Annotated in this window: 22 protein-coding genes; all 22 read right to left on the reverse strand. The window is 36.4% G+C overall.

Translation table 11 applies throughout. The features are described 5' to 3' along the window. Window positions 1-115 precede the first annotated feature (115 nt). On the reverse strand, window positions 116-1,948 hold the full coding sequence (gene typA / locus B5D12_RS06280) for a translational GTPase TypA (protein WP_078756020.1): 1,833 nt from the start codon (window positions 1,946-1,948) through the stop codon (window positions 116-118). Continuing rightward, complete coding sequence (locus B5D12_RS06285; RefSeq protein WP_159443876.1) at window positions 1,935-2,738, reverse strand: inositol monophosphatase family protein; 804 nt, start codon at window positions 2,736-2,738, stop codon at window positions 1,935-1,937. Before B5D12_RS06285 ends, typA begins: the two co-directional genes overlap by 14 nt. 10 nt (window positions 2,739-2,748) lie before the next feature. After that, window positions 2,749-3,036: a UPF0223 family protein gene (locus B5D12_RS06290; protein ID WP_078756022.1), complete on the reverse strand. Its 288-nt coding sequence runs from the start codon at window positions 3,034-3,036 to the stop codon at window positions 2,749-2,751. 98 nt (window positions 3,037-3,134) lie between these two features. After that, on the reverse strand, window positions 3,135-3,752 hold the full coding sequence (locus tag B5D12_RS06295) for a DUF1054 family protein (RefSeq protein ID WP_078756023.1): 618 nt from the start codon (window positions 3,750-3,752) through the stop codon (window positions 3,135-3,137). 925 nt (window positions 3,753-4,677) lie between these two features. Next, on the reverse strand, window positions 4,678-5,580 hold the full coding sequence (locus tag B5D12_RS06300; RefSeq protein ID WP_078756069.1) for an ABC transporter permease: 903 nt from the start codon (window positions 5,578-5,580) through the stop codon (window positions 4,678-4,680). A 30-nt stretch (window positions 5,581-5,610) separates the two neighbouring features. Further along, a complete protein-coding gene (gene opp4B, locus B5D12_RS06305; RefSeq protein ID WP_066124096.1) occupies window positions 5,611-6,573 on the reverse strand; it encodes an oligopeptide ABC transporter permease in 963 nt (320 codons plus the stop codon). 1 nt (window position 6,574) lies between these two features. Then, complete coding sequence (locus B5D12_RS06310) at window positions 6,575-7,531, reverse strand: ATP-binding cassette domain-containing protein (RefSeq protein ID WP_078756024.1); 957 nt, start codon at window positions 7,529-7,531, stop codon at window positions 6,575-6,577. Further along, complete coding sequence (locus B5D12_RS06315) at window positions 7,531-8,544, reverse strand: ABC transporter ATP-binding protein (RefSeq protein ID WP_078756025.1); 1,014 nt, start codon at window positions 8,542-8,544, stop codon at window positions 7,531-7,533. The genes B5D12_RS06310 and B5D12_RS06315 overlap by 1 nt, the downstream gene beginning before the upstream one ends. Before the next feature lie 32 nt (window positions 8,545-8,576). Beyond that, the gene (gene acpP / locus B5D12_RS06320; RefSeq protein WP_066124101.1) at window positions 8,577-8,819 is read right to left on the reverse strand and encodes an acyl carrier protein; all 243 of its coding nucleotides are present in this window, start codon (window positions 8,817-8,819) and stop codon (window positions 8,577-8,579) included. Window positions 8,820-8,935: 116 nt separating this feature from the next. Continuing rightward, a complete protein-coding gene (gene plsX / locus B5D12_RS06325; protein ID WP_078756026.1) occupies window positions 8,936-9,937 on the reverse strand; it encodes a phosphate acyltransferase PlsX in 1,002 nt (333 codons plus the stop codon). A gap of 423 nt (window positions 9,938-10,360) precedes the next feature. Beyond that, window positions 10,361-12,394, reverse strand: coding sequence for an ATP-dependent DNA helicase RecG (recG, locus tag B5D12_RS06330; RefSeq protein WP_234982928.1), 2,034 nt, complete (start codon window positions 12,392-12,394; stop codon window positions 10,361-10,363). Between the two features lie 73 nt (window positions 12,395-12,467). Further along, window positions 12,468-14,162 carry a DAK2 domain-containing protein gene (locus B5D12_RS06335; protein WP_078756028.1) on the reverse strand — a complete coding sequence of 565 codons (1,695 nt, stop codon included), beginning with the start codon at window positions 14,160-14,162 and terminating at the stop codon, window positions 12,468-12,470. A 24-nt stretch (window positions 14,163-14,186) separates the two neighbouring features. Next, complete coding sequence (locus B5D12_RS06340) at window positions 14,187-14,543, reverse strand: Asp23/Gls24 family envelope stress response protein (RefSeq protein WP_066124110.1); 357 nt, start codon at window positions 14,541-14,543, stop codon at window positions 14,187-14,189. 289 nt (window positions 14,544-14,832) lie between these two features. Continuing rightward, window positions 14,833-15,021, reverse strand: coding sequence for a 50S ribosomal protein L28 (rpmB, locus tag B5D12_RS06345; RefSeq protein ID WP_066124112.1), 189 nt, complete (start codon window positions 15,019-15,021; stop codon window positions 14,833-14,835). 117 nt (window positions 15,022-15,138) lie between these two features. Next, entirely contained in the window at window positions 15,139-15,801 is a 663-nt protein-coding gene (locus B5D12_RS06350) for a thiamine diphosphokinase (RefSeq protein WP_159443877.1), read from the reverse strand. 12 nt (window positions 15,802-15,813) lie between these two features. Next, a complete protein-coding gene (gene rpe, locus B5D12_RS06355; RefSeq protein ID WP_078756030.1) occupies window positions 15,814-16,455 on the reverse strand; it encodes a ribulose-phosphate 3-epimerase in 642 nt (213 codons plus the stop codon). Between the two features lie 3 nt (window positions 16,456-16,458). After that, window positions 16,459-17,400, reverse strand: coding sequence for a ribosome small subunit-dependent GTPase A (gene rsgA, locus B5D12_RS06360; RefSeq protein WP_078756031.1), 942 nt, complete (start codon window positions 17,398-17,400; stop codon window positions 16,459-16,461). A 76-nt stretch (window positions 17,401-17,476) separates the two neighbouring features. Next, window positions 17,477-19,465 carry a Stk1 family PASTA domain-containing Ser/Thr kinase gene (gene pknB, locus B5D12_RS06365; RefSeq protein ID WP_078756032.1) on the reverse strand — a complete coding sequence of 663 codons (1,989 nt, stop codon included), beginning with the start codon at window positions 19,463-19,465 and terminating at the stop codon, window positions 17,477-17,479. Next, window positions 19,462-20,214: a Stp1/IreP family PP2C-type Ser/Thr phosphatase gene (locus B5D12_RS06370; protein WP_078756033.1), complete on the reverse strand. Its 753-nt coding sequence runs from the start codon at window positions 20,212-20,214 to the stop codon at window positions 19,462-19,464. The genes pknB and B5D12_RS06370 overlap by 4 nt, the downstream gene beginning before the upstream one ends. Before the next feature lie 27 nt (window positions 20,215-20,241). Further along, window positions 20,242-21,609, reverse strand: coding sequence for a 16S rRNA (cytosine(967)-C(5))-methyltransferase RsmB (gene rsmB, locus B5D12_RS06375; protein ID WP_078756034.1), 1,368 nt, complete (start codon window positions 21,607-21,609; stop codon window positions 20,242-20,244). Window positions 21,610-21,620: 11 nt separating this feature from the next. Continuing rightward, window positions 21,621-22,571 (reverse strand): methionyl-tRNA formyltransferase, encoded by a 951-nt coding sequence (gene fmt, locus B5D12_RS06380; protein ID WP_078756035.1) that lies wholly within the window; start codon window positions 22,569-22,571, stop codon window positions 21,621-21,623. Window positions 22,572-22,585: 14 nt separating this feature from the next. Further along, the gene (gene priA / locus B5D12_RS06385) at window positions 22,586-25,003 is read right to left on the reverse strand and encodes a primosomal protein N' (RefSeq protein WP_078756036.1); all 2,418 of its coding nucleotides are present in this window, start codon (window positions 25,001-25,003) and stop codon (window positions 22,586-22,588) included. Window positions 25,004-25,097: the final 94 nt, after the last annotated feature.

Below are 25,097 nucleotides of genomic sequence, written 5' to 3' on the forward strand. Positions count from 1 at the left end.
TCCATTACTGGATGAATGGTTAATCTTTCATAGCTCGCACATATTAATAAAGAACCAAAAAACTGGTCTCCCCCGGGACACCAGTTATGATAAGCTTTATTTGTCTTACAAAAAACTATTTACTTTCTTTTTTATTGGCTTTCTCACGTAAAGATTTATCTAAAATTTGTTTTCTTAGACGAATACTTTGTGGAGTTACTTCACAATATTCATCATCATCCATAAATTGAATGGATTCTTCTAAAGTCAAGATTCGTGGTCGTTTGATGACTGCTGTTTGATCTTTAGTAGCAGAACGAACGTTAGTTAAGTTTTTCGCGCGAGTAATATTGACTGTTAAGTCATTTTCACGATTATGTTCCCCTACTATCATACCGCCATAAACTTCCGTACCAGGTTCTACGAAAATCGTACCACGATCTTCTAAAGCCATAATACTATAAGTCGTTGCTGTACCATTTTCAATCGAAACCAAAGTACCATTACGACGACGACCAATACTACCTTCAATTACTGGTAAATAATCATCGAAAGTATGGTTAATAATGCCGTAACCACGCGTAATAGACATGAACTCTGTAGAAAAGCCAATTAAGCCACGCGCTGGTACTAAGAACACTAAACGTACTTGCCCATTACCTGTATGAATCATATCGGCCATTTCAGCTTTACGAGAACCTAATGCTTCGATAATCGAACCCATATATTCTTCAGGTGTATCAATTTGTACGCGCTCAAAAGGCTCACACATTTTACCGTCAATTTCACGTAAAATAACTTTTGGTCTTGAAACTTGGAACTCATATCCCTGACGACGCATTGTTTCAATTAAGATGGATAAATGTAACTCGCCACGTCCCATCACTCTAAATGCATCTGGTGAATCAGTAGGTTCTACTTTTAATGAAACGTCTGTATGTAATTCTTGCATTAAACGATCTTGTAAATTACGCGCTGTTACATATTTACCTTCACGTCCAGCAAATGGTGAATTATTAGTTAAGAACGTCATTTCTAGTGTCGGTTCATCGATATGTAACAATGGTAGAGCTTCAGGCTTTTGTGCGTCAGCAACTGTTTCACCAACGAAAATATCTTCCATACCAGAAAGTGCAATTAAATCTCCGGCTTTGGCTTCATTAATTTCCACACGATCTAAACCAAAGAAACCTAAAATCTTGGTAACTCGGAAATTTTTCTTAGTACCATCTGCTTTCATTAAAGCGACATTATCCCCAACTTTAATCTTACCGCGGAAAACACGCCCAATCCCAATACGACCTACAAAGGCATTATAATCTAATAAGGAAACTTGGAATTGTAAAGGCTCATCACTATTATCAATGGGTGCTGGTACATGTTCTATAACAGCATCAAAAATAGCATCCATTGATGGTTGTTGGTCTTCTAGTTGATCAGAAGTAGAAGAAGTACCGTTAATAGCTGAAGCATAAACTACTGGGAATTCTAATTGGTCATCATCCGCACCGAGTTCAATAAATAATTCTAACACTTCATCGACCACTTCTGCCGGTCTTGCTGATGGTTTATCAATTTTATTAACAACCACTACTGGCGTTAACCCAACTTCTAACGCTTTTTTCAATACAAAACGTGTTTGTGGCATAGTGCCTTCATAAGCATCCACAACTAATACTACTCCATCAACCATTTTTAGAATACGCTCTACTTCACCACCAAAATCGGCGTGCCCAGGTGTGTCTAAAATATTAATACGAGTACCTTTGTAGTTAACAGCTGTATTTTTAGCTAAGATGGTAATGCCACGTTCTTTTTCGATATCTCCCGAGTCCATTGCACGTTCTTCTAATTGTAAACGAGCGTCAAGAGTATCTGAGTTTTTTAGTAATTGGTCAACCAAAGTCGTTTTACCGTGGTCAACGTGAGCAATTATTGCAATATTTCTTATATCATTACGCGTATTCATTAATTTCCCCTATTTCTGTTGGATTGTTTAAAATTTTGACTGCTTCTTTATAGACACTTGGATGTGCAAAGAGGACCGGTGATTTTTCTAAAATAGATAATGGTGAGCCATCTGCTTGGGTACAAATAATGCCACCCGCTTCACAAATCGCATATCCTGCAGCAAAATCCCAAGGATGTAAGCCAAAAGATAAGTAAAGTGAGGCTTCACCTCTTAAAACTTGAATCACCTCTAACGCTGCAGAACCATGTGCTCTGGCTCCTAATACCGTTGCTAATAAACTTTGACAATTATTTTGATTGCGACTAAACATCCCGACATTTCCCATAATGAGACTATCGTTTAATGGACCTACTGGTAATGGTTTCAATGGTTTGTTATTTAGATACATCCCTTCACCAACGATACCATAATATAAATCATGTTGCATCACATCATAAATATAGCCCGCTACTGGCTTACCATTATAAAATAAACCAATCATAATACCAAAATTATTTTTTTGTTTCACAAAGTTTAAAGTACCATCAATCGGATCAATAACCCAAATCATCCCATTGGTATCATTTACCGGACCACTGATTCCTTCTTCGCCAATAATGCGGTGTTCTGGATAAAACTGACGAATTTTTTCAGTAAAGAATTTTTCGGTTGCTTTATCCATTTCAGTAACTAAGTCACTGGCATCCTTTTTTTCATCGACTTGTAATTTTCTACTATGAGATTCTCTCAAAGCTTCTGCCGCTTCTTCCATCCAAACTAAAATATGATGATGTAATTGGTAATCCATATTCATCCTCCTAATTAATCCTCATCTTTTTGTTTTTGGTTTCCGTTTTATTCAGCTCTTTCATTAATTTCACAGCTTGATAAATGGAATAACCACTTTCACTTTGAAACACTTTATCTAATTGTTTTTCACCACTTATACTGGTCACTACTTCTTTAAATTTTTGATATTTAATCGAGAATTCTTTAACATCCATCGAAGACTCATAAACTTGCTCAACAGCTGCTAAAAATTCCACAACTTTAACTGTCTCATCTGTTGACCAATCTGAATCGATAGGATAAGCATAATTTTGCATTAGCCCGCCTCCTGTCCATGTACTACTATACAGTATTTTGCAATAAAAATAAAAACATTTTTTCTGATGAAAGCGGTCTATAACAAATAATTTTAGTTTTAATAAAATGACATTGCTTCCATATAAAACGGCATCAGTTCGTCAAGAGTCTCAATGAAACTTTCCGTTAATAATTTACTATCACTTAATATCTTTAAATCTTTTGGATAGATTCTTCCTATCATTAATTCAGCTTTTTTTACTTTTTCCAAACGTTCAAGTAAGTTCGCCCAATCAATATCTGGCCCCTCTTGAAACCCAAACTGGGTATGATCTGGAATGACTGCGAAATCTTGTGGCAACTCTTTAAATGCAGACAATTTTTGTTGCCATAATTGAGCAATTTCTTTTTCATAGAGTGGATTATCTATTAACGCCAAAGTGAAAAATACATAATGTTCATTAATACCAATTTGAAAATGAGGATACTTCTTATATCCACGTTTATCGCCACCAATCGCTACCCATGTTGATTCCGGAGGATAAGCTGTTCTCCGTAAATGTTTCGCAATATGCACAAACACCTCCGTTGATGGTGGTGATTGTTCTTGAAGATGTTCTGCTAAAATATCACCAAAATATTGAAAAGTTGGTTGAATGCGTGCTTGAATGGCCGCCATTCTTTCTGCTAGTTCAGGTTCATTAAAAACAGCAAAAGCTGTGTGATCAAAATTCATAAGTCTCACTCCTCGTCTAACCTCTATTATCTCAATATGGAAGAGTGTTTGCAATGAAGAAGTACTTATCTCCAAGCGATTTCCCCTACCATTTAAAGTAAAAGTCTACCTGGCATTCTCAATGATGTAAAACTAATATATTATTATTTGCTTGCATTGGGATACGCAAAAAAATAAAAGTAATCTGAAAGTTAACAATCGTTATTGTCCTTACTAAAGTTCACAAATTTGATTAGCTTTAAGTAAGCCAAGAAGATGCCGTTGAGTAATGCGGGGTTTCAATAAATTGTTTGATGATAGACAAACGAAAACAGCCTTCTCTTTCATATTGTTAAGAGTAAGGCCTATACATAATAAAACAATTACAAGAAAAAATACAACTTTATATTTTACTTTTCAAATAAAATCGATAATAGTTTTAAAGCTAATAGTAACAATCCTTTAATCGTCAACGAAGTGTATGTAACAACCGATAATACTATGGGATGACAAAGTAAGATCAAAATCATGAAAAAAATTAAAAATTCCATTTTGGTCTCCTCAAAGCGTATATATAATGCATTTTATTCTATTATATCGCAATAGCAATGACAAACAATGCGTTCATGTGGAACAGTGTGAAATTTTAGAATCAAAAAGACCACCAAAGGGTGGTCTGATTTCGGCATTAAGCCTTATCTCTGCTAAATTTGTAATAATTTCCTATCAGTAAAAATTATTAGAACTTGAGGCTGGGCCAAAAACTTTTTAAATTCTGTTCAGGCATATCAATTTAATTCAAAGCGCAGTGGTTGAGTGGTCTCAAATGGCGTCTAAACGACTTGTTTGAGACCTACTCAACTGTGCGGGGGTGGGCAGACGAAGCGAAAATTATTTAATTTTCTACTTCTTGCCCACTCCCATTTGTTAATTATTAAGATTATGACTAACCACGACGTTGGCGAGCGTCTGCTGCACGTTGTAAGGTTTGTCCGATATAGTTAACACAAAGCATTAAGATTAATACTAGGATAACCGCCGGTAACCAAACCCAAGTTTTATTTTCAATAACGTCTGGGTTATTAGCATAACCGATTAAAGTACCAATTGATGGGGTTCCTACTGGTAAACCAAATCCTAAATAACTTAAACCGGTCTCAATCCCGATATTTCCAGCAAAACTTAATGTTAAGTTGGTAATCATCATCGAACTTAAGTTAGGTAATAATTCAAATAAGATAATCTTCCAGTCGCGGGTTCCCATTGTTTTTGAAGCACTAATATAATCTTTAGCTGCTTCAGATAAGGTTGCTGTACGGAATAAACGAGTAGTACCTGGCCACCCGAATACGGAAATGATTAAGATTAATTTCCACATACTGAAACCTTCAACGATAGTAATCATAACAATAGTAAACATGAATGTCGGTAAAACCATAATAAAGTCAACAATACGCATCATGACATCATCTACGACACCACCATAATAACCAGAGATTACCCCTAAAGCAATCCCAACAACGGCGGTAATAACAGTTACGGACCACCCGATAAACAATGTATTTTGAGTACCGGCAATTAACATCGTAAAGACATCACGTCCACCTTCATCAGTACCTAAAATATGGCCATCTACTCCAGGTTTTAAGAAACGGTCAAAAATACTAACCTTCATTCCAGCTGACACATCAATAAAGTATGGCGATAATACTGAAATTAAAATAATAGAAATCAATAATACTAAAGCGAAAATCGCTAATTTATCACGCATAAATTCACGGCGAATAACTTCAAAACCTAGGGGTGGCACAGACGTTTCTTGATCTTGAACTACTTCGGCTTCTTGCATATTTTGTTGTAATTCCATTGTGTCCTCCTCCTAGTCTATTCTAATTCGTGGATCCACGAATACCATAATAATATCTGACAACAAGGTACCTAATAAAGTCATAAATCCAAAGAACAATACTAAGGTCATCATGACTGAGAAATCACGACCACTGATTGAGTCTAAGAATAAACGTCCCATCCCTTGATAAGTAAAGATATTTTCTGTAATAACTGCCCCTGAAACTAAACCTGTAATGGTATATCCCATAAAGGCTGCAATTGGTAATAATGAGTTACGGAAAATATGACGGCGATATACTACCGCTTCAGGTACCCCTTTAGCACGAGCAGTACGCACATAGTCTTGTGATTTTGCATCAATAATTCCAGTACGTAAGTATTGAATGGTACCAGTAGTACTAATTAAAGCTAAGGTAGTACCCGGTAAAATGATATGATACAAGCGTGATAACATGGCTTGAATCGTACCCGGTGTGACACCTGAACTGATTGTCCCACGTGTTGGGAACCATTTTAATGTATAACCAAATAACCAAATCATTAATAAACCTAATACAAATGATGGCATCGAATACGAAATAAAGTTATATAAGTTAATCGTACGGTCAATCCAAGAATCTTGGTAGCGCCCCGCTAATAAACCTAAAGGTAACGCAATAAGATACGTTAAAATTGCTGTAAATAATGATAACCAAATCGTTGGCCATACACGTTGTCCAATGATAGACAATACAGGTTGTTTGTATTTCCAACTTCTACCGAAGTCTCCCACTAAAACACCTTTCATCCAATCAATGTAACGTTCATACCATGGCTTGTTTAAGCCTAATTTTTCACGCATTGCTTCTAACTGAGCTGCTGAAATTGTTGGGTCAATTGTCCCGGTTAGGGCATCCCCTGGCATTAAGATACTTAATGCAAATACTAAAATTGTTAATATAAACAATTGTGGCAGCATTAAGACAATACGTCTAAGAATTGTTTTCCACATATTAATTGACGCCTCCTTGTCCATTAACATCTTTCAGAGCTACTTTGTGCGTAGATGATAATTCTTTCAAGTCGTAAACGCGACCTTCTTCCGTGAAATACTTAGATGCATTCGTTTGGTATTCTTTTTCAACACGTAAACGATTCATTTTGTTTTCTTCACGGTTATTTGGATCGATTTGCGGAATCGCAGATAATAAACGACGAGTGTAAATATGTTTTGGATTGCCATAAATATCGGTACTTGAACCATATTCAGTGAAACGACCACGATACATAATTGCTAACTCATCACACATATGTTTAACGACTCCTAAGTCATGGGAGATAAATAAATAACTCGTATTATATTCATCTTGGATACGTCTCATAAAGTTTAATACTTGTGCTTGTACAGATAAGTCCAATGCAGAAACTGGCTCATCGGCAATGATTAATTTAGGATTAATCGCAACCGCTCTGGCTACCCCAATACGTTGACGTTGACCACCTGAGAATTCGTGTGGATATTTATTTAAAGCATCTTCGGATAAACCGACAATATGCAGTAACTCAATCATTTTACGTTTTTCTTCTTCTGGTGTCATATTTTCAAAGTTACGTAATGGTTCTGATAAAACATCTGTAACACGCTTTTTAGGGTTAAAACTACTCATTGCATCTTGGAAAATCATTTGCACATTACGACGATAATCAGAACGTCTTTTACGTGCTTCAGAGGTAATGTCTTTACCTTCATAGAAGATTTTACCGTCGGTAATTTTTTCTAATCCAATAATGGCTTTACCGATTGTTGATTTACCTGAACCTGATTCTCCTACTAATCCATAAGTTTTTCCTTCTTCGAAGACTAAGTCAACGCCATCAACTGCATAAACATAATCTGTAATACGGTTAAAGAAGCCACTTCTAATTGGATAATGGACTTTCAATCCTTCTACTCTCATAAATTCTGCCATTATTTCGCCTCCTCTTCAAAGTGGAAGTGTTCATGACAGGTACAACGAACGAAATGACCTGGCACTACTTCGTGTAAGGTTGGATTTTCTTCATGAGCTTCTGATCCAATCCACGGAATACGTGGAGCAAAACGGCAACCTTTTCTTGGTAATTTAGGTAGTGGTGGAACAATTCCTTGAATAACATGCAATTCACCTGATTCATCTTCTAAATTACTATCCGTTTGTGGGATTGAACGTAATAAAGAACGCGTATATGGATGGCGAGGGTCGTTGAATAAATCATGTACCGTTGCAATTTCAACGATTTGCCCTGCATACATCACAGCCACTCGGTCTGCTGTTTCAGCTACTACTCCTAAGTCATGTGTAATTAAAATAATACCTGATTCAGTTTCTTCCTGAATATCATTTAATAAGTCCAAAATTTGTGCCTGGATAGTAACATCCAATGCTGTTGTAGGTTCATCGGCAATAATGATAGCCGGCTTACAAGCTAATGCAATCGCTATAACCACACGTTGACGCATTCCACCGGATAATTCATGTGGATATTGTTTTGCTGTACGTTGTGGATTAGCAATCCCTACTTGATCTAACAACTCTAAAACGCGTTGATGACGCTCTTTAGCATTTAATTTTGTGTGATAAATTAAAGCTTCATCAATTTGAGCTTCAATCGTCATTAAAGGATTTAATGAAGCTAATGGATCTTGAAAAATCATTCCGATTTTCTTACCACGAATCCCATTAAAGGCTGCTTCATCATATTCAATAACATTTTCGTTTTGATAAATAATTTCACCCGTAATTTTAGTTACATTTGGGTTGTGTAATCCCATAATAGTCGTTGCGAGCGTACTCTTACCACAACCTGACTCTCCAACTATTGCTAATTTTTCATTTTTGAATAGTTGTAAAGATACACCATCTACCGCATCATAATAATCATCTTTGATACGGAACCCAACATGCAAGTCTTTTATGTCTAATAATAATTCTTGCTCATTCATGTTTTCCCTCCGTTCAGTTATACCTTATACTACTACGCTGTTAACGTCTCGATATATTGAACGGCATCGCCAACATTATCAAGTTGTTCTATTTTGTCATCATCAAAGGTCACTTCAAATCGATTTTCTAATTCCATTACTAATTCAACTATATCCAATGAATCAGCACCTAAATCATTAAACGTCATTGTCGGAGTGACACTTTCTTCTTGAACATCAAAACGATCGATAATCATTTCTTTTACAATTTCGAATACATTTTCTTTAGTTCCCATTAATATACCTCCAACTAATTTTGCGTCTACACGCGTTAGTATACTCATACTATTTTACATATTAAATGCTAAAATGTCTACCTAAATATTAATTTAATTTAAGAATTCCTATTTAATTATGAGAGACTTCTAAAATGGTTAGCTATTTCTTCCACAACATTGCTTGTTAATATTTTATTTGCTTGTCTAATCGCATTGAAGATGGCTTCCTCATTAGAAGAGCCATGTGCTTTAATGACGGGCGCTTGTACTCCTAATAAAATAGCTCCGCCTTCTTTCGTATCATCAAATTGATCTTTTAAATCACTTAATGCATTTTTGATTAATAATCCACCTAATTTGGCTTTAAAACCTGAATTTAATAATTGATTTTTGATTGCTTTAAAAATGGTTTTAGACGTTCCTTCTAATGATTTTAAAATAGCATTACCAGTAAAACCATCTGTAATAGCGATATCACATACCCCTTGCAACAGTTCTTTTGCTTCGACATTGCCCACAAAATTTAATTCAGTTGCTTCTTTTAATAAAGGAAAAGCTGCTTTAGTTAATTCATTTCCTTTGGTTTCTTCAGTACCATTATTAATCAAGCCCACTCTTGGATTAGCGATGCCGAACATGGCTTTGGCATAAAATGAAGCTAAAACGGCAAATTGATATAAATTATTAGGTTTACAATCAGCATTTGCGCCTGCATCGGCTAAAATTAAATGTGGTGATTCAGGATTAAAAGTTGGTAATACTGGCATTAAACCTGGACGATCAATCCCTTTCATACGCCCAACGACGAGTAAACCACTTGCTAATAAAGCGCCAGTATTTCCGGCTGATAATAAAGCATCCGCTTTTTTCTCTTTTACATATTGTGCTGCCATTACCATTGAAGAACCTTTTTTACGACGAACCGCTGCCACAGGTTCATCATCACTTTCAACCACTTCATCGGTATGGACGATGGTGACTCTGTCTTCAACTGTTAATAATGGTTTTATTTGTGCTTCATCTCCAAATAGCAGTACTTCAATTTCGGGAAAAGTCGCGATAGCCTTATTGACTCCCTCTACAACTGCATTGGGAGCATGATCGCCTCCCATGGCATCGATTGCAATTTTAAACATTATATACCTTCTTTCTTAAACACATATTATCGTTTTTATCTTTCATTTAGGAAGTGGACAAGTATAACAAAATGAGATGATTTTCGCTTCAACTTCTAGCACTCACAGTCAGAAATTATTAACCTATTTTTTAGGTACTGTTTGATGTCTAATCAAAAATGCGCTGAGCATTTACGTGCAATAATTGAATCTATTTTATCAAATTTTTGCCCATTTCAAACAAGCTAATAAAAATCTCTTCCTATTATATAGATAAGATTTATAAGTAATGATTTTATTTTCACTTAATGAAGTTATTTTACACTACTTTTTTAAATAGTTCATCTGATATGGTTATTATCAAAATAAGTTTTCAGATTTTGATCGTTTTCAAAAAAGTCATCACCACACAGTGATTTATTAATTATTATCTTGATTCGAAATTTACATTTCAATGATGGTAGAATCTTGCCAATCTTTTAAGGCTTGTTCTTCTTCATCAGATAAATGATGTAAATGATTTAAAAGTTCTTTGGCTTCTTGACGGGCAATCGCTAAAATATGCGCATCTTCGACCACATTCGCAAAATGAAATTGTGGTAAGCCCGATTGGCTACGTCCCATAATATCGCCAATCCCTCTAATTTTCATATCCTCTTGACTAATAAAAAAGCCATCTTGAGATTGGGTCATAATATCCAGTCGTGCTTCTCCTTGTTCAGTAGTAGGCGATCCGATGAGGTAACAATAACTTGGTAAATCACTTCGTCCGACCCGTCCTCTTAATTGATGTAACTGAGCTAAACCAAAGCGTTCAGCAGACTGAATCACAATGACTGTTGCGTTAGGAACATCGACACCGACTTCCACCATGGTAGTTGCCACTAAAATTTGGATCTGATTATCATTAAATTGATCCATTACCTGTTCTTGTGCTTCTTTATCTAACTGTCCATGTAAGACGCCTACTTGATATTGAACAAAAACCTCGCTTAAATGATCGGCAATCTCGATTACATTATCAATCGACTGCATATTTTCTGAAGCATCAATCAATGGCAACACATAATAAACTTGATGACCTGCCGCCAGTTCAATGTGCATGCGTTCATATACTTCATCTATTTTTCCTGCTTCTACTCGATGGGTAGTAATCGGTTTACGTCCACCTGGTAATTCATCAATAGTCGAAACCGACAATTCGCCATATAATGTCATCGCTAATGAACGAGGGATCGGAGTAGCAGTCATTTGTAATAAATTAACTGCCGTATCATTTTTATTCAGTAAGGCTTGTCTTTGTCCGACACCAAAACGGTGCTGTTCATCGATAATGGCTAAGCCAAGCTGTTTGAATTGAACATTATCTTGAATGAGTGCATGCGTCCCAATCACAATTCGAATTCTACCCGTTTGTAAGCCTTCAATCAAATTTTGTTTTTCTTTTGCTTTTAAATTACTCACTAATAATTCTGCGTGTAAGCCCACCGGTTCAAATATCCGGTTAAAATTCTCATAATGTTGTTTGGCTAATATTTCAGTTGGTGCCATTAAAGCCGTTTGAAAACCTGCTTGAATCGTTGCTATCATTCCTAAAAAGGCCACTAAGGTCTTCCCGCTCCCGACATCACCTTGTAGCATTCGTTTCATAGGATAAGGCGCCATTAGGTCATAACAGATTTCATTCACGGCTTTTTTCTGAGCATTGGTCAAATCATAGGGTAAGGTCTTAATAACACTTTTTAAATCTTCAACCTCATAAAAAACTCGTACACCCTGCTCTTGACTATCACGATAAGCAGTGTTTAATAAGCGCCATTGATATAAGAAAAATTCAAGAAAGATGATTTTGCGCGTCGCTTGTTTCTTTTGCACTGAGTCTTTTGGAAAATGCATTTGGTACAAAGCTTGATTCAAAGGTATTAAGCGATATTTATCATTTAAATATTGGGGAATAATTTCAGGAATCTGATGATAATACTCATCAAAACCAGCTTGAATTGTTTTTAAAATGGTTGTTTGACGAATTCCTTGTTTGCTAGGATAAACGCCGGCAATATTATTCTCCCCATCTTCATCAATTTTAATCATTTTCATGCCTAGTAAACTCTGTTGGTTACTTTGCCATTTACCATAAACTACTTTTGTTTGGCCTAATTCAAATGATTTTTTTAAATAAGGTTGATTAAAAAAAACAACTTGGATGACCTCGGTGTCAGATACAGCAAAACGAAATGATAAACGACTCTTGCGTCGACCATAATAATTGACCACCGGCGGTGATACAACTTGTCCTTTTAAAGTTACTTTCTCTTGATCCATAATTGTTTTTAAATCTCGAATTTGAAAATCTTCATAACGAAAAGGGAAATAAAATAATAAATCTCGAATAGTCAGAATGCCTAAAGAGGCAAATTGTTGTACTTTTGCTGGGCCTACTCCTTTTAAGGTTCCAATACTATCCAACCAATCACTCACTGATCTTGCCTCCTCCCTTAAAATAACACAAAAGAGCCGGGTTGCCCCAGCTCTAACTATCATCCTTAATACACTACTCTGCTGAAATGATATAATTATATACCGGTTGATTACCTTCTACAATTTCAAATTCAACGTCTTCAAATCGTTCTTCTAATTCTTCAGCAATTTGATTTGCTTCATCGACTGAACCGTCTTCGCCAACAATAATCGTCACAATTTCAGTTTCTTCAGTCATCATTAATTTTAAAGTTTGGTCTAATGCAGTTGGTGCATCTTGTACGGATAACATAATTTTACCACTCACAATGCCCATGTAATCTTCTTTGTTAATTTTAACACCATCAATTTCGGTATCACGAATAGAATAAGTAATTTGACCACTGGTTACTTGGTGACTCATTTCAGTCATTTGTTCTTTATTTTCTTCAATCGATGCATCCACATTAAAGGCCATTAATGATGCAATTCCTTCTGGAATGGTAGTCGTTGGAATGACCACTGTTGGAACTTCAGCCACTTGCGTTGCTTGCTCTGCAGCCATGACGATATTCTTATTATTAGGTAATAAGATAATTTTCTTAGCGTTTACTCTTTCGATTGCTTTAATAAAGTCTTCAGTAGATGGGTTCATGGTTTGACCGCCTGATAACACTTCAGTAACACCGAGTGAGCGGAATAATTCCATAATCCCTTCACCTGCTGCTACTGCGATAATAGCATATTCACGTTCTGGTTTCGTTGGTTCAGCCACTTGTTGAGCTTTTTCATTTAATGCTTTTTCATCATTTTCTAGACTACGCACTTGTTCGCGCATATTATCTACTTTAATCTTAATTAATTCACCAAATTCTTGGCCTAATTGCATAATTTCCCCAGGGTTTTCAGTATGAATATGAACTTTTACGATTTCATCGTCGGCTACTACTAATAATGAGTCTCCTTTTTGATCTAAGGTATTTCTAAATTCATCATAATTAAATGATTTAATTGTAGTAGGTCCTTCCCCAATGCGCACCATGATTTCGGTACAGTAACCATACGTAATCTCTTCAAGGGTCATTGGATTTTCTGCACCCTCTTCAAACATTGCATGTGCATGAGCTTGAGCTTGTTGTGATAATTCATCAGCATCTTGGGCAATACTCGCTTCGCCTTTAAGTGCAGATAAGAATCCTTCATAAACACTTAATAAACCTTTCCCACCTGAGTCAACAACACCTACTTGTTTTAAAACGGGTAATAAGTCAGGTGTCTTGGCTAAAGATTTTTCAGCGCCTGTTACGATTGATTGCATTACTTCAATAATATTATCTGTTTTAGCCGCTTTTTTCTCACCACGAATAGCTGATTCGCGGGCAACAGTTAAAATGGTTCCTTCTACGGGTTTCATCACAGCTTTATAGGCAGCTTCGACACCACCGGCAAAAGCAGCAGCAAAGTCATTAGCATCTAAAGTTTCTTTGTCTGTAATTGCTTGTGAAAAACCACGGAAAATTTGCGATAAGATAACACCAGAGTTACCACGTGCTCCCATTAATAAACCTTTAGCTAAAGCACCTGCTAATTCTCCTACTTTGTCAGATTTTGATTGTTTTAAATTTTCTACCCCAGAAGTAAACGACATATTCATATTCGTTCCGGTATCACCATCTGGTACTGGGAACACATTTAATGAGTTAATGAGTTCCATTTGATCATTTAGTCGTTGTCCACCGGCAATCACCATTGCTCGAAATTCGGCTGCAGTTATTTTTGTTAATTCCACTTGAATCCTCCTCGATTTTAAGACTTAGTCCACTTTAACGCCTTGAACATGAACATTGACATAACTTGTCTCAAAACCTAATAATTGTTCAACATTATATTTCACGGCTTGCTGAATATTTTGACAAATGACTGATATTTTGGTGCCGTATGTAACTAAAATATACACATCGACTGCTACATCATTACCCTGTTGGCTAATGACGACCCCTTTTGCATAGTTATCTTTTTTTAGAATTTCTGTAATATTATCGCGAATAACATTTTTACTAACCATTCCAACGACACCGTAATTATCGGTTACAGCTGCACCTACGACGGTTGCGATTACTTCGTTGTTTAATGTAATTTGACCATTTGGAGTTTGAATTTTAATAGCCATTTATATACGCCTCCTCAAACTTATGTATTGTATCGTAATAATTTTACCATAACTAGTGATTAAACGCTATTTATTACGGATGAAATCTGTATATTTTACATAATAGGTGTCATTTAAACTTAAAAACAAACAATTAAACTTGCTCTACCTATCCCATACAATTTGGCTTGGATTGAAAGCATCTCAATGAATTTAGTCCTATCCAGTCATTATGACTCTTTTAACAAAAATAGGGACTGGCAATCAACAAGAATGTGTTTGCCTAGCCCCTATTAGTATATTGTGTTAATTATACACGTTCAATTTTACCTGATTTTAAAGCGCGAGCAGATACCCAAACTTTTTTAGGTTCTCCGTCGATCATCACACGAACTTTTTGTAAATTAGCGCCGAAACGTCGTTTGCTTTGATTCATAGCATGAGAACGAGTGTTTCCTGATTTAGCTTTACGACCAGTGAAATAGCATACTTTAGCCATCGTAATTCCTCCTTTATATCGCAGGAGCTGAGTCTCTGCTTTTTCATACCTTACAAATTTACCATAGTTTAGCTGTAAAGGCAAGATACTTTACAGACTTTTTTGCTTTTTTAAAAATTAATGATCATCTTGAACCCACAAAACACTAATCATGCCCTTAGTAAAGGATAATTCAATCGTTGGTCGGTTGGTGATAAACTCATTACTAATTAAAGCAGTCGGCGTCTTAAAATCCGTTGCTGGCAAATTGTATTTGGCACCTTTAATTTGCCACGAGCTAACTGGGGTTAAAGAAATGATCGATAAATACTTCGCTTGCGATGGATTCAATAATTGATGATGACCTGGTTGATAAAAGCGCGCTTGATGTTGAGTTTCAATAAAATGAAGCTTTTCAACAATGTTTTCAAAGCGCGGTTCCAATACTAACCAAATATTGGCTAAAAAGTGGTCAACACGACCACCTCCACCTAAGGCCCCGTATATTGCAATCGTTTCATATTGAGAGTAATGCTCTAGCACATATAACAAAGCTAATTGCAAATCCGTATCATCTTTTTCTGATGGATATCGATGAAGTGTTTGCGTATTTTCTTCAATGAAAACTAATTCACTTGCACTAACTGAATCAAAATCACCGAAAGCATGAGTTAAAGTAAAACCGGCTTTTATTAAGCGATAGGCGCCATGATCAACCCCTATTAATATGTCTTCTTCTTTTATTCGCAAATGGTCTAGGGCCGGATTAGGTCCTCCTGCGCAAATTATGACTTTTGCCATTCGCATCGCTCCTTATTTACGTAAAGACTCAATCGCTTGTTGACGGTCCGTTGCGTTAAAAATATAGGATCCTGCTACTAAAACATCGGCTCCAGCTGCCAAACATTGTTGAGCAGTTATTTCATTAATCCCCCCGTCAACTTCAATTTCATATTGATATTGGTGTTGACTACGTAACTCTTTTAATTGACTAATTTTGATTAAAGTCGATTCGATAAATCTTTGTCCTCCGAACCCTGGGTTAACCGTCATGACCAATACTAAATCCACTTCTGATAATACAGCTTCGATGGCAGACACTGGTGTGCCAGGATTAATCACCACTCCTGCTTTTTTTCCTAGTTGTTTAATCATTTGAATCACGCGATGTAAATGATGAGTGGCTTCGACATGTACCGTGATAATATCGGCCCCAGCATTGGCAACCATTTCGACATATCGTTCTGGTTGTTCGACCATCATATGCACATCAAATACTAAGTCGGTATGAGGTCTTAACCATTGATAGACCATCGGCCCAAAAGAAATATTACCGACAAAGTTACCGTCCATTAGGTCTATATGTAAATAATCTGCACCATATTGTTCAATTTCTTTAATTTCAGCTAATAATTTGGTAAAATCCGCACTCAATATTGAGGGAGCTATTTTCATTTTTTATTTCTCCTTTTTACGATAAACCGGTTTTCTTTGTTCAATTTTTTGTAATATTTGACTATAATTTTCATATCGAGAGGTGGCAATTTCGCCGGTTTCAACCGCTTCTTTGACTGCACAGTTAGGTTCATTTTGATGTAGACATCCTCTAAAGCGACACTCGGCACTCTTACGCCAAATTTCAGGAAAATACTGACTCAGTGCTTCTTTTTCAATTTGTGGAAAGTCAATTGCACTAAATCCAGGCGTATCTGCAAGAAGTCCTTGATATAAGCGATATAAAGTGACTTCACGAGTCGTATGACGTCCACGATTTAAATAATCACTAATTTCACCGGTAGCAATATCGGCTTTAGGTAATAAATCATTTAATAAAGTCGATTTGCCCACACCTGATTGGCCCATCACGATGTAAATAGCATCTTTATTGACTACTGATTCTATTTCCTCTGCAAAAGCACTAATTTCATTTTTTACGATGACTTGATAGCCAATCTTTTGATAAACGTCTTTAATTTCTTTCACTTTTGATTCAGCTGTCGCTTCACCCATCGATTTTACTAATAAATCATATTTGGTAAGTAAAATAATCGGTTCAATTTGATGAGACTCAATCGATACTAAAAAGTAGTCTAATAAATTATATGAAAAATCTGGTTCGACCAGTGACATCACAATAAACGCGTCATCAACATTGGCCACCGGAGGTCTCACTAAACTGTTTTTTCTTGGAAATATCGTCACTAAACGACTTTCTGATTGACTATCATCAAGATCGATTTCGATTTCAACATGATCCCCAACCAATGGTTTTACTTGTTGATGTCGAAATTTCCCTTTAGGTTTAGTGGCATATGAATGACCTTCAGACCATACATAATAAAAACCGCTAATCGCCTGGTAAATGAACCCTTCTTTCGTAATGATTTGCTTTTCTTTCATAGATTCCCTCCTCGTTTTATAAAAACAGACCACTACTGCCGACTCTAATCGGTCAATAGCAGTCTTGTCACTTCAACTATTGTTCTGGGTAAACAGCATTACTTTCCATATAAACTTCACCATTTCTTAAAATACGATACTGACCGACACCATCATTCTTAATAAAGAATTTTAATTGAACGGTCGTTGTTTCGGTTATTTCAAAACTACGATGTAAAGTATTAATATTGTTTTGTGAATCACCAATATAAACATCGATTACATTTGGTAATGGATTTTTCATTTCCAAATCAGTATCTGCATAAGTCGGTAAATATTCAAGCGTGATCGTCTCGGTATGTTGTAGAACCACTTCTTCTTGTGCACCTTGTGAGACAACGACTGAAATAGTATCACCTGGAACTAAAGCTGTACCACTCACAGGGTCTTGGCTAATAACTTGATCAACTGAGATATAATCATCATAAGCATAGGTGACATCAACATTTAAACCATATTCATCTGCAAAGTTTTGCACCATGGATAAAGGTAAATTATTAAAATCTTGCATAGAAATACTATCCGACATTTGTCCTACTGTAAAGGTAATCGTTGTATCTGTTGGCACTACTTTTGAGCCAGGTTCAACGCTCTGGTCTAAAATAACCCCTACTTGGCTTTCATCATTGGTCGCCATCCCGCGTCGCACTACAATAAAGTTAGCGTCCGTCAATTCTTTACGAATCGGTTCATAAGCTTCGCCAATATAATTACCAATTTCAACTTGCTCTTTGCCATTACTTACTACTAAGTTAACAGCACTATTTTTTTCAATACGTGAATTGGCTTCCGGTTTAGTTTCAATAGCCGTTCCCGCTGGTAAGGTCTTATCCCACTGGGGAATAATTTGATTGACGTTTAAATTATTTTCTTCTAGTAACTTTATCGCTTCTTCTTGCGTTTTATTGTATACATCCGGAATCGTTACAAAACGAGTCGTCTGAGCATAGACATAATAGCTACCAAGTACTAAGAGTACTAGTAATAATATACCCACTAACCAACGCACGAAACGATAATTTTTGCGCACAGGTTCAATCGGTGGGACGACATCAAAACTAGGGACTAATTCTTCATCCAAAGGCTCTGGTGCTTCCATTTTTCCATCTAAAGCCTTATGAGCTGAAGAGATGGGTTTAATTGGTTTTAAAACTGTCGTCTCAGACATATCCTTTGGTACAAAAAGTGCTTCATTCATCCGATTAGCACTTAAACTAGTGGTCAAGTCTTGATGCATTTCTTCGACAGAATTATAGCGTTCGGTTGGATTTTTAGTGGTCGCCTTTAAGACCACATTTTCCAAACTTTGTGGCACATAATCGACCGTATCTTTCACACGGGGAAATGCCTCTTGGAAATGCTTAAGAGCAATTGACACCGCCGATTCTCCATTAAAGGGAACGGTACCTGTAATCAGTTCATATAATACGACCCCAAGGGCGTATATGTCTGATTTAATCGTTGCACTACTCCCACGCGCTTGTTCAGGCGATAAATAATGAACCGAACCTAATAAGGTATTGGTTTGTGTAATACTGGTGTCTGATAAAGCAATCGCAATCCCAAAGTCGGTAATTTTCACTTCATTATTTTCCGTGATTAAAATATTTTGTGGTTTAATATCACGGTGAATAATCCGGTTTTTATGGGCAATTTCAATAGCTGATAAAATTTGACTCATAATCGAAACCGTTAATTCTAATGAAAGTGGCGCATTTTGTTTAATAAAGGATTTTAAATCTGTTCCCTTCACATACTCCATTACAATATATTGTTGTTGATCAGTCTCATCGACATCATAAACTTCAACAATATTATGATGCAGTAATTGACTGGCAGACATTGCTTCTCTTTGGAAACGACGTATCGCATCTTTATTATCTTGGAAGTCAAAACGCAAAACTTTAACAGCAACATCACGATCAAGTATTAAATCACGCGCTAAAAATACATTAGCCATGCCACCTTGACCGATAACATCATTTATCTGATAACGATCCGAGAGTTTATCTCCTATTTCAATCATGCTGACACCTCCTCATTTGAGAATTCAGATGCTAAAATAACGGTAATATTATCAGTGCCTCCCGCATTATTTGCGGCTTCAATTAATTTTTCAGGAAAATCATCTGCAAGACGATCCTGATTAAACATTTCAAGTAATTGCGCATCTTCTACCATATTGGTTAAGCCATCTGAACAAAGCATCAACATTTCTACTTGTTCCAATGGAATTAAGTTGCTCTCAGCTTCAACATCAGGAGTGACGCCAATTGATTGAGTCACCACATTGCGTTGTGGATGCATTTGACCTTCTTCTTTCGTAATTTCACCTGTTTTTATTAAGACATTGACTAAAGAATGGTCTTCGGTCACTTGACGTAATTGGCCTTCTTTGTAGACATATGCCCGGCTATCACCAACATGTACGATAACTAATTGATCCTCGACGACAATCCCCGCAACTAAGGTCGTCCCCATGCCTTCAAGCTGACTTTCTGACTTTGATGTTTCATAAATATATAAATTAACGGCTTCAATTTGTTCTTTTAACCACGTTTGAATATTGGTTAAATCAAATTTTTCTTCAGTTTGAACAAAACGCTCCCCTAAAAATTGAGTGGTTTGTTTACTCGCGACATCGCCCGCTTGGTGCCCTCCGACACCATCACATAAAATAAATAATACTTGCTGATGTTGATTCGTAAAATAATCAGCATAGTCTTGATTTGATGAACGTTTTCGTCCAACATTTGAACGGACTTTGATTTTCATCCTTTCACCTCTCATATAAACCTCTGTTTATTTTTTAACGAAACGACTAATAAAGAAGCCGTCTGTATGATATTGATGCGGCCAAACTCTAATTTGACCCACTGAATTAAGTAAATCTGCTGGTAGTAATTCTGTTGGTTGGATTGGATCTAATTGAAAATCTGCATGAGTGGCTAAAAATTGATCAACTATTTGCTCATTTTCAATCGGTGCTAGTGTACATGTACTATATACTAACACCCCTCCAGGTTTTAATAAACTTGCGACATGATTCAATAGTTCAGCTTGTATCTTTGCTAATTCAACTAAATCTTGTGCTTGTTTTTCATATTTTATTTCCGGTTTTCGACGCATCAAGCCTAAGCCAGAACATGGAGCATCCAAATATATTGTATCATATAATGCATTATTTTTCGGCAAAAATTTTGACGCATCGGCCTGTTGAGTGGTCACTTTTTCACTTAAACCCATTCTTTGTAAATGTTGATCCACTTTCTTTAATTTATGGCTCGATAAATCTAACGCCGTCAGATGGCCTGTTGTTAATAATTGGGCAATATGCGTCGCTTTACCACCAGGAGCTGAACAAGCATCCAATATCTGCTCTGCTCCAGTTAGTTTTCCTAATGGTGCGACTAACATACTGGACTCATCTTGAATGGTCACTCGTCCTTCCTTAAAGACATTAGAATGAATCAAGTCACCACTTTGTACGATTAAGCCATAGGGTGACACCTTACTAGGTTCAGTAATCACTTGTTCGGTTTGTAATTGTTGCTGAATCTCTTGACGCTGATCAATATTCGCGATCACTCTCGCTGATAAATGGGGTGTCTCTAATAGACTCTTTAGTAATGATTCCAACTGATCACTTTGATCCCCTAACCAGTGTGAAAGTTGCTCGACTAACCATAATGGCATGCTATATTGAATACTTAAATAGTCATAGAATGCCGTTGCTTTATCGGGTAATTCCCTTAAAGGTTGGCGTTTAAACTGTCTTAAAATGGCATTAACAAACTTGCCTAAGCCGCCATGCCCATTCGTTTTCGCAATTTCAACTGCTTCATTTAAAACGGCATGATCTGGGATTTTATCTAAAAATAATAGTTGATAGACACTTAAGCGAAATAAAGAAGCAATCCAAGTATCGATTTTCTTGCTCTTGATATAAGGTTCTAAATAATAATCTAATGTTAAGCTTCGTTGCACAACACCATAGACTAATTGCACCAATAATTTTTGGTCCAATTCAGTCAAGTGAGTATGTTGTAAGGTTTGATTGATTAAAACATTAGAATATTGATCTTCATATTCAATTTGATGAATCAGTTTCAGTGCTTGCCATCTAACATTTTTAGCTAATTGTTTTTCACTACGTTGTTTTATTTTCATTGGCTGTCACTCTATTCAAATCGTTGCCCGATTAAATCATCAGCATCCATTCCGTTTAAGAAGGTAGTGACATCCATTCTTCTTTTGCCGCTTGGTTGTAATGAGCTAATCGCATAATAGCTTTCTTCACATTGGACAATTACTTGGTCATCTTCTGCGGCTACAATCGTCCCTGGTGCCACCATTTTCGGTTTAGCATAAGCTATCGGGTGCCCTGCCCACACTTTTAAGCGTTGACCATTCCACATAGTATAAGTGGAAGGAAATGGTCGAAAAGCCCGGACATGATTATGTACTGCCGTTGCCGATTGAGACCAATCAATTTTTTCTTGTTCCTTAGAAATAGTGGGAGAGAATGTAACCAACTGCTCATCTTGTTTAATGGGCGTTATTTCCCCTGCAAATAATGGTGGTAATGTTTCTAATAATAAATCGCGCCCTATTATTGCTAAACGTTCGAATAATTGACCGACGTCATCAGTGGAATGAATAGGTGTTTTAGCTTGTGCTAAAATATCACCCGCATCCATTTCTTTTTCCATATACATAATAGAAATACCTGTTTCCTCTTCACCTTGCCAAATCGCATAATGAATCGGTGCCCCACCGCGATATTTTGGTAATAGTGATGCATGCACATTAATGGCTAAATATTTTGGATGTTTTAATAATTTGGTCGGCACAAATTGACCATAAGCGGCCGTGACAATTAAATCAACGTCCATGGCTAATATTTGTTCCATCTCTTCTGATTTACCTAATTTTTCCGGCTGGAAAACAGGAATTTGATGACTCAATGCCACTTCTTTTACTGGAGAAGCGGTTAATACTTTTTTACGACCAACAGGGCGATCTGGTTGAGTCACAACGGCAATCACTTCATATAATGAGGATTGTGATAAAATCCCTTTTAAAACTGTTGCTGAAAATTCAGGTGTCCCCATAAAAATAATTTTCTTCATATAATTTACCTCCTCTAAATAAAATGATAAGGTTCATGGTCAATTGAAACATAAAGACCTTGCCGTGATTCATTTTGAGCTTGATTGACAATTTCACTAATTTTATTTTGAATGAATTGCTTATCTTTATACTTGAGTAATAATTGAAAATAATAAACGTCGTTGATGCGAGCAATAGCGCCTCTTGATGGGCCTAACAATAGTAATTGTTGTTGTTGCTCCAGTGATGGATTGGATAATAATTGTTTCAACTGATGGATTTTACGTTCAGCCATCCCTTGATTTTTACTGGAGACAGTGACTAAAGTTGTAAAATAATAAGGGGGATAATTCCCAATATGACGCCGTTTCATCTCGTATTTAAAGAAATTCTCATAATCGTGCGTCTTGACCAATTGCATCACATAATGATCAGGATTGTAGGTTTGAATGATGACTTTACCCCTTAATTGACCACGTCCGGTCCGGCCTGCTACTTGCGTTAATAATTGAAAGGTCTTCTCACCCGAACGAAAATCAGGTATGTTAAGGGCCGTATCCGCATTGATAACACCGACTAAAGTAACATTTTCAAAATCAAGCCCCTTAGCAATCATTTGTGTTCCCAATAAAATATCGGCTTCTTTATTAGCGAATTGTTTTAATATCCGTTCATGGTCCCCTTTTCTTCTAGTCGTATCATTATCCATGCGTAAAATTCGCGCATGTGGGATTAATTCTGTTAAAGTCTCTTCAATTTTTTGAGTTCCTGAACCTAAACTACGAATATGTTGACTACCACATTGAGGACATTCAGTTGGTACCATTTGTTGATAATCACAATAATGACATTTCATGCGATGTTCACTCTTATGATAGGTCAAAGAAATATCACAACGTGGACATTGAACGACATGTCCACATTCACGACATTGCATATACGATGCATAACCACGACGATTTAATAACAATACGATTTGTTGTTTTTGACTAATGGCTTGCTCAATTGCTTGTTGTAAGGATGGCGATATCTCGGTATAGGTCTTAGAAACTAAGACATTGGTCATATCGATTAATTCTACTTCCGGTAATTCAGAAAAGTTAGCTCGTTCACTCATCATAACGAGTTGATAATGATTGACCTGAGCCCGAGCTCGGCTTTCTAATGATGGGGTGGCACTTCCTAAAACAACCGGACATTGATGATATTGGCTCCGCCATAAGGCGACATCACGCGCATGATAACGTGGATTATCGGATTGTTTATAAGTCGTTTCGTGTTCTTCATCAATGATGATAATACCAATGTTTTTTAATGGTGCAAAAATTGAAGAACGGGCTCCTACCACAATCGTCGCTTCACCTTTAATAATTCGCTGCCATTCATCGTATTTTTCCGTAGTAGACAAACCAGAATGTAAAACTGCCACTCCTTTTTGGAATCTGCCTACCACTCGATTGACCATTTGTGGAGTCAAGGCAATTTCTGGTACTAATAATAAGGCCGACTGCCCTTGTTGACGGGCTTTTTCCATTAATTGTAAATATACTTCGGTCTTGCCACTACCGGTAACGCCTTCTAGTAGAAAGGTTTTAGCTTGCCCTTTTTCTACGGAAGCCACAATGGTATCATAAGCGCTTTGTTGATTAGGTCTTAATGTTTTGGCTGTCGTTTGAAGAAATTCCTGGTCCTTTAATGGATTACGGTAAACAGCCACTTCAGATTTGATTAACCATCCTTTATCAATAGCGGTATTTACAACAGTACGACTGAGACCGGTTATTTCACAAAAATCTTGAATCGTAATCGGATAAGCTATTTTCGGATGATGGATTAAATAGTCAAGCAATTGTTGCTGTTTTTTAGCGGCTTTACTTAAAGTTTCAGAAACGGCTTTATATTGTTGTTCATCCAAAGCTTTATCGATCACTTGCATCTTTTTGGTTGATTTCCGATCTAAAACTCGATTTTCTAGTTCGATGGCCTCTTGATCAATTAATGCTTTTATTTGATTCGGTGTTAACATCGTTTCGAGCATCGTTTTTTCAATTTCATGATTTTCAATCACAGTATTGGTCAAGGCTTGAATTTGAGCATGATTATGTATTAGAAAATACGATTCATATTTTACTTTTAATAAATTAGGTAACATTGTTTGTAAAACAGCAATTCTAAAAGCCTGCAAATGATTGGCTAAATAATCACTCAATTCGATTAATTCTTCATTCAAAAAACTACGATAATCTAATAATTTGCTAATTGGTTTTAAAGTTCCAGTAAAACTAGTTTCATCTGAAAAACCAACCACAAATCCCAGTAATTGCCTTGGACCAAAAGGCACTTCAACACGCATACCTAATTGAATGGCTTCTTCCCACTGTTCGGGGACTAAATAGTCAAATTCTCGATTAACTTGAGCGACTGGAATATCGATAATCACTTTAGCAAGCATTAAATCACCACCTTCATAACTATATATGCTATCACAAAAAATCGTTTAAATATAGACATAAATACATTTGCTTAGAAAAAAGCCATCAAATTTT

This window comes from Globicatella sulfidifaciens DSM 15739 (assembly GCF_900167405.1).
Taxonomy (GTDB): Bacteria; Bacillota; Bacilli; order Lactobacillales; family Aerococcaceae; genus Globicatella; species Globicatella sulfidifaciens.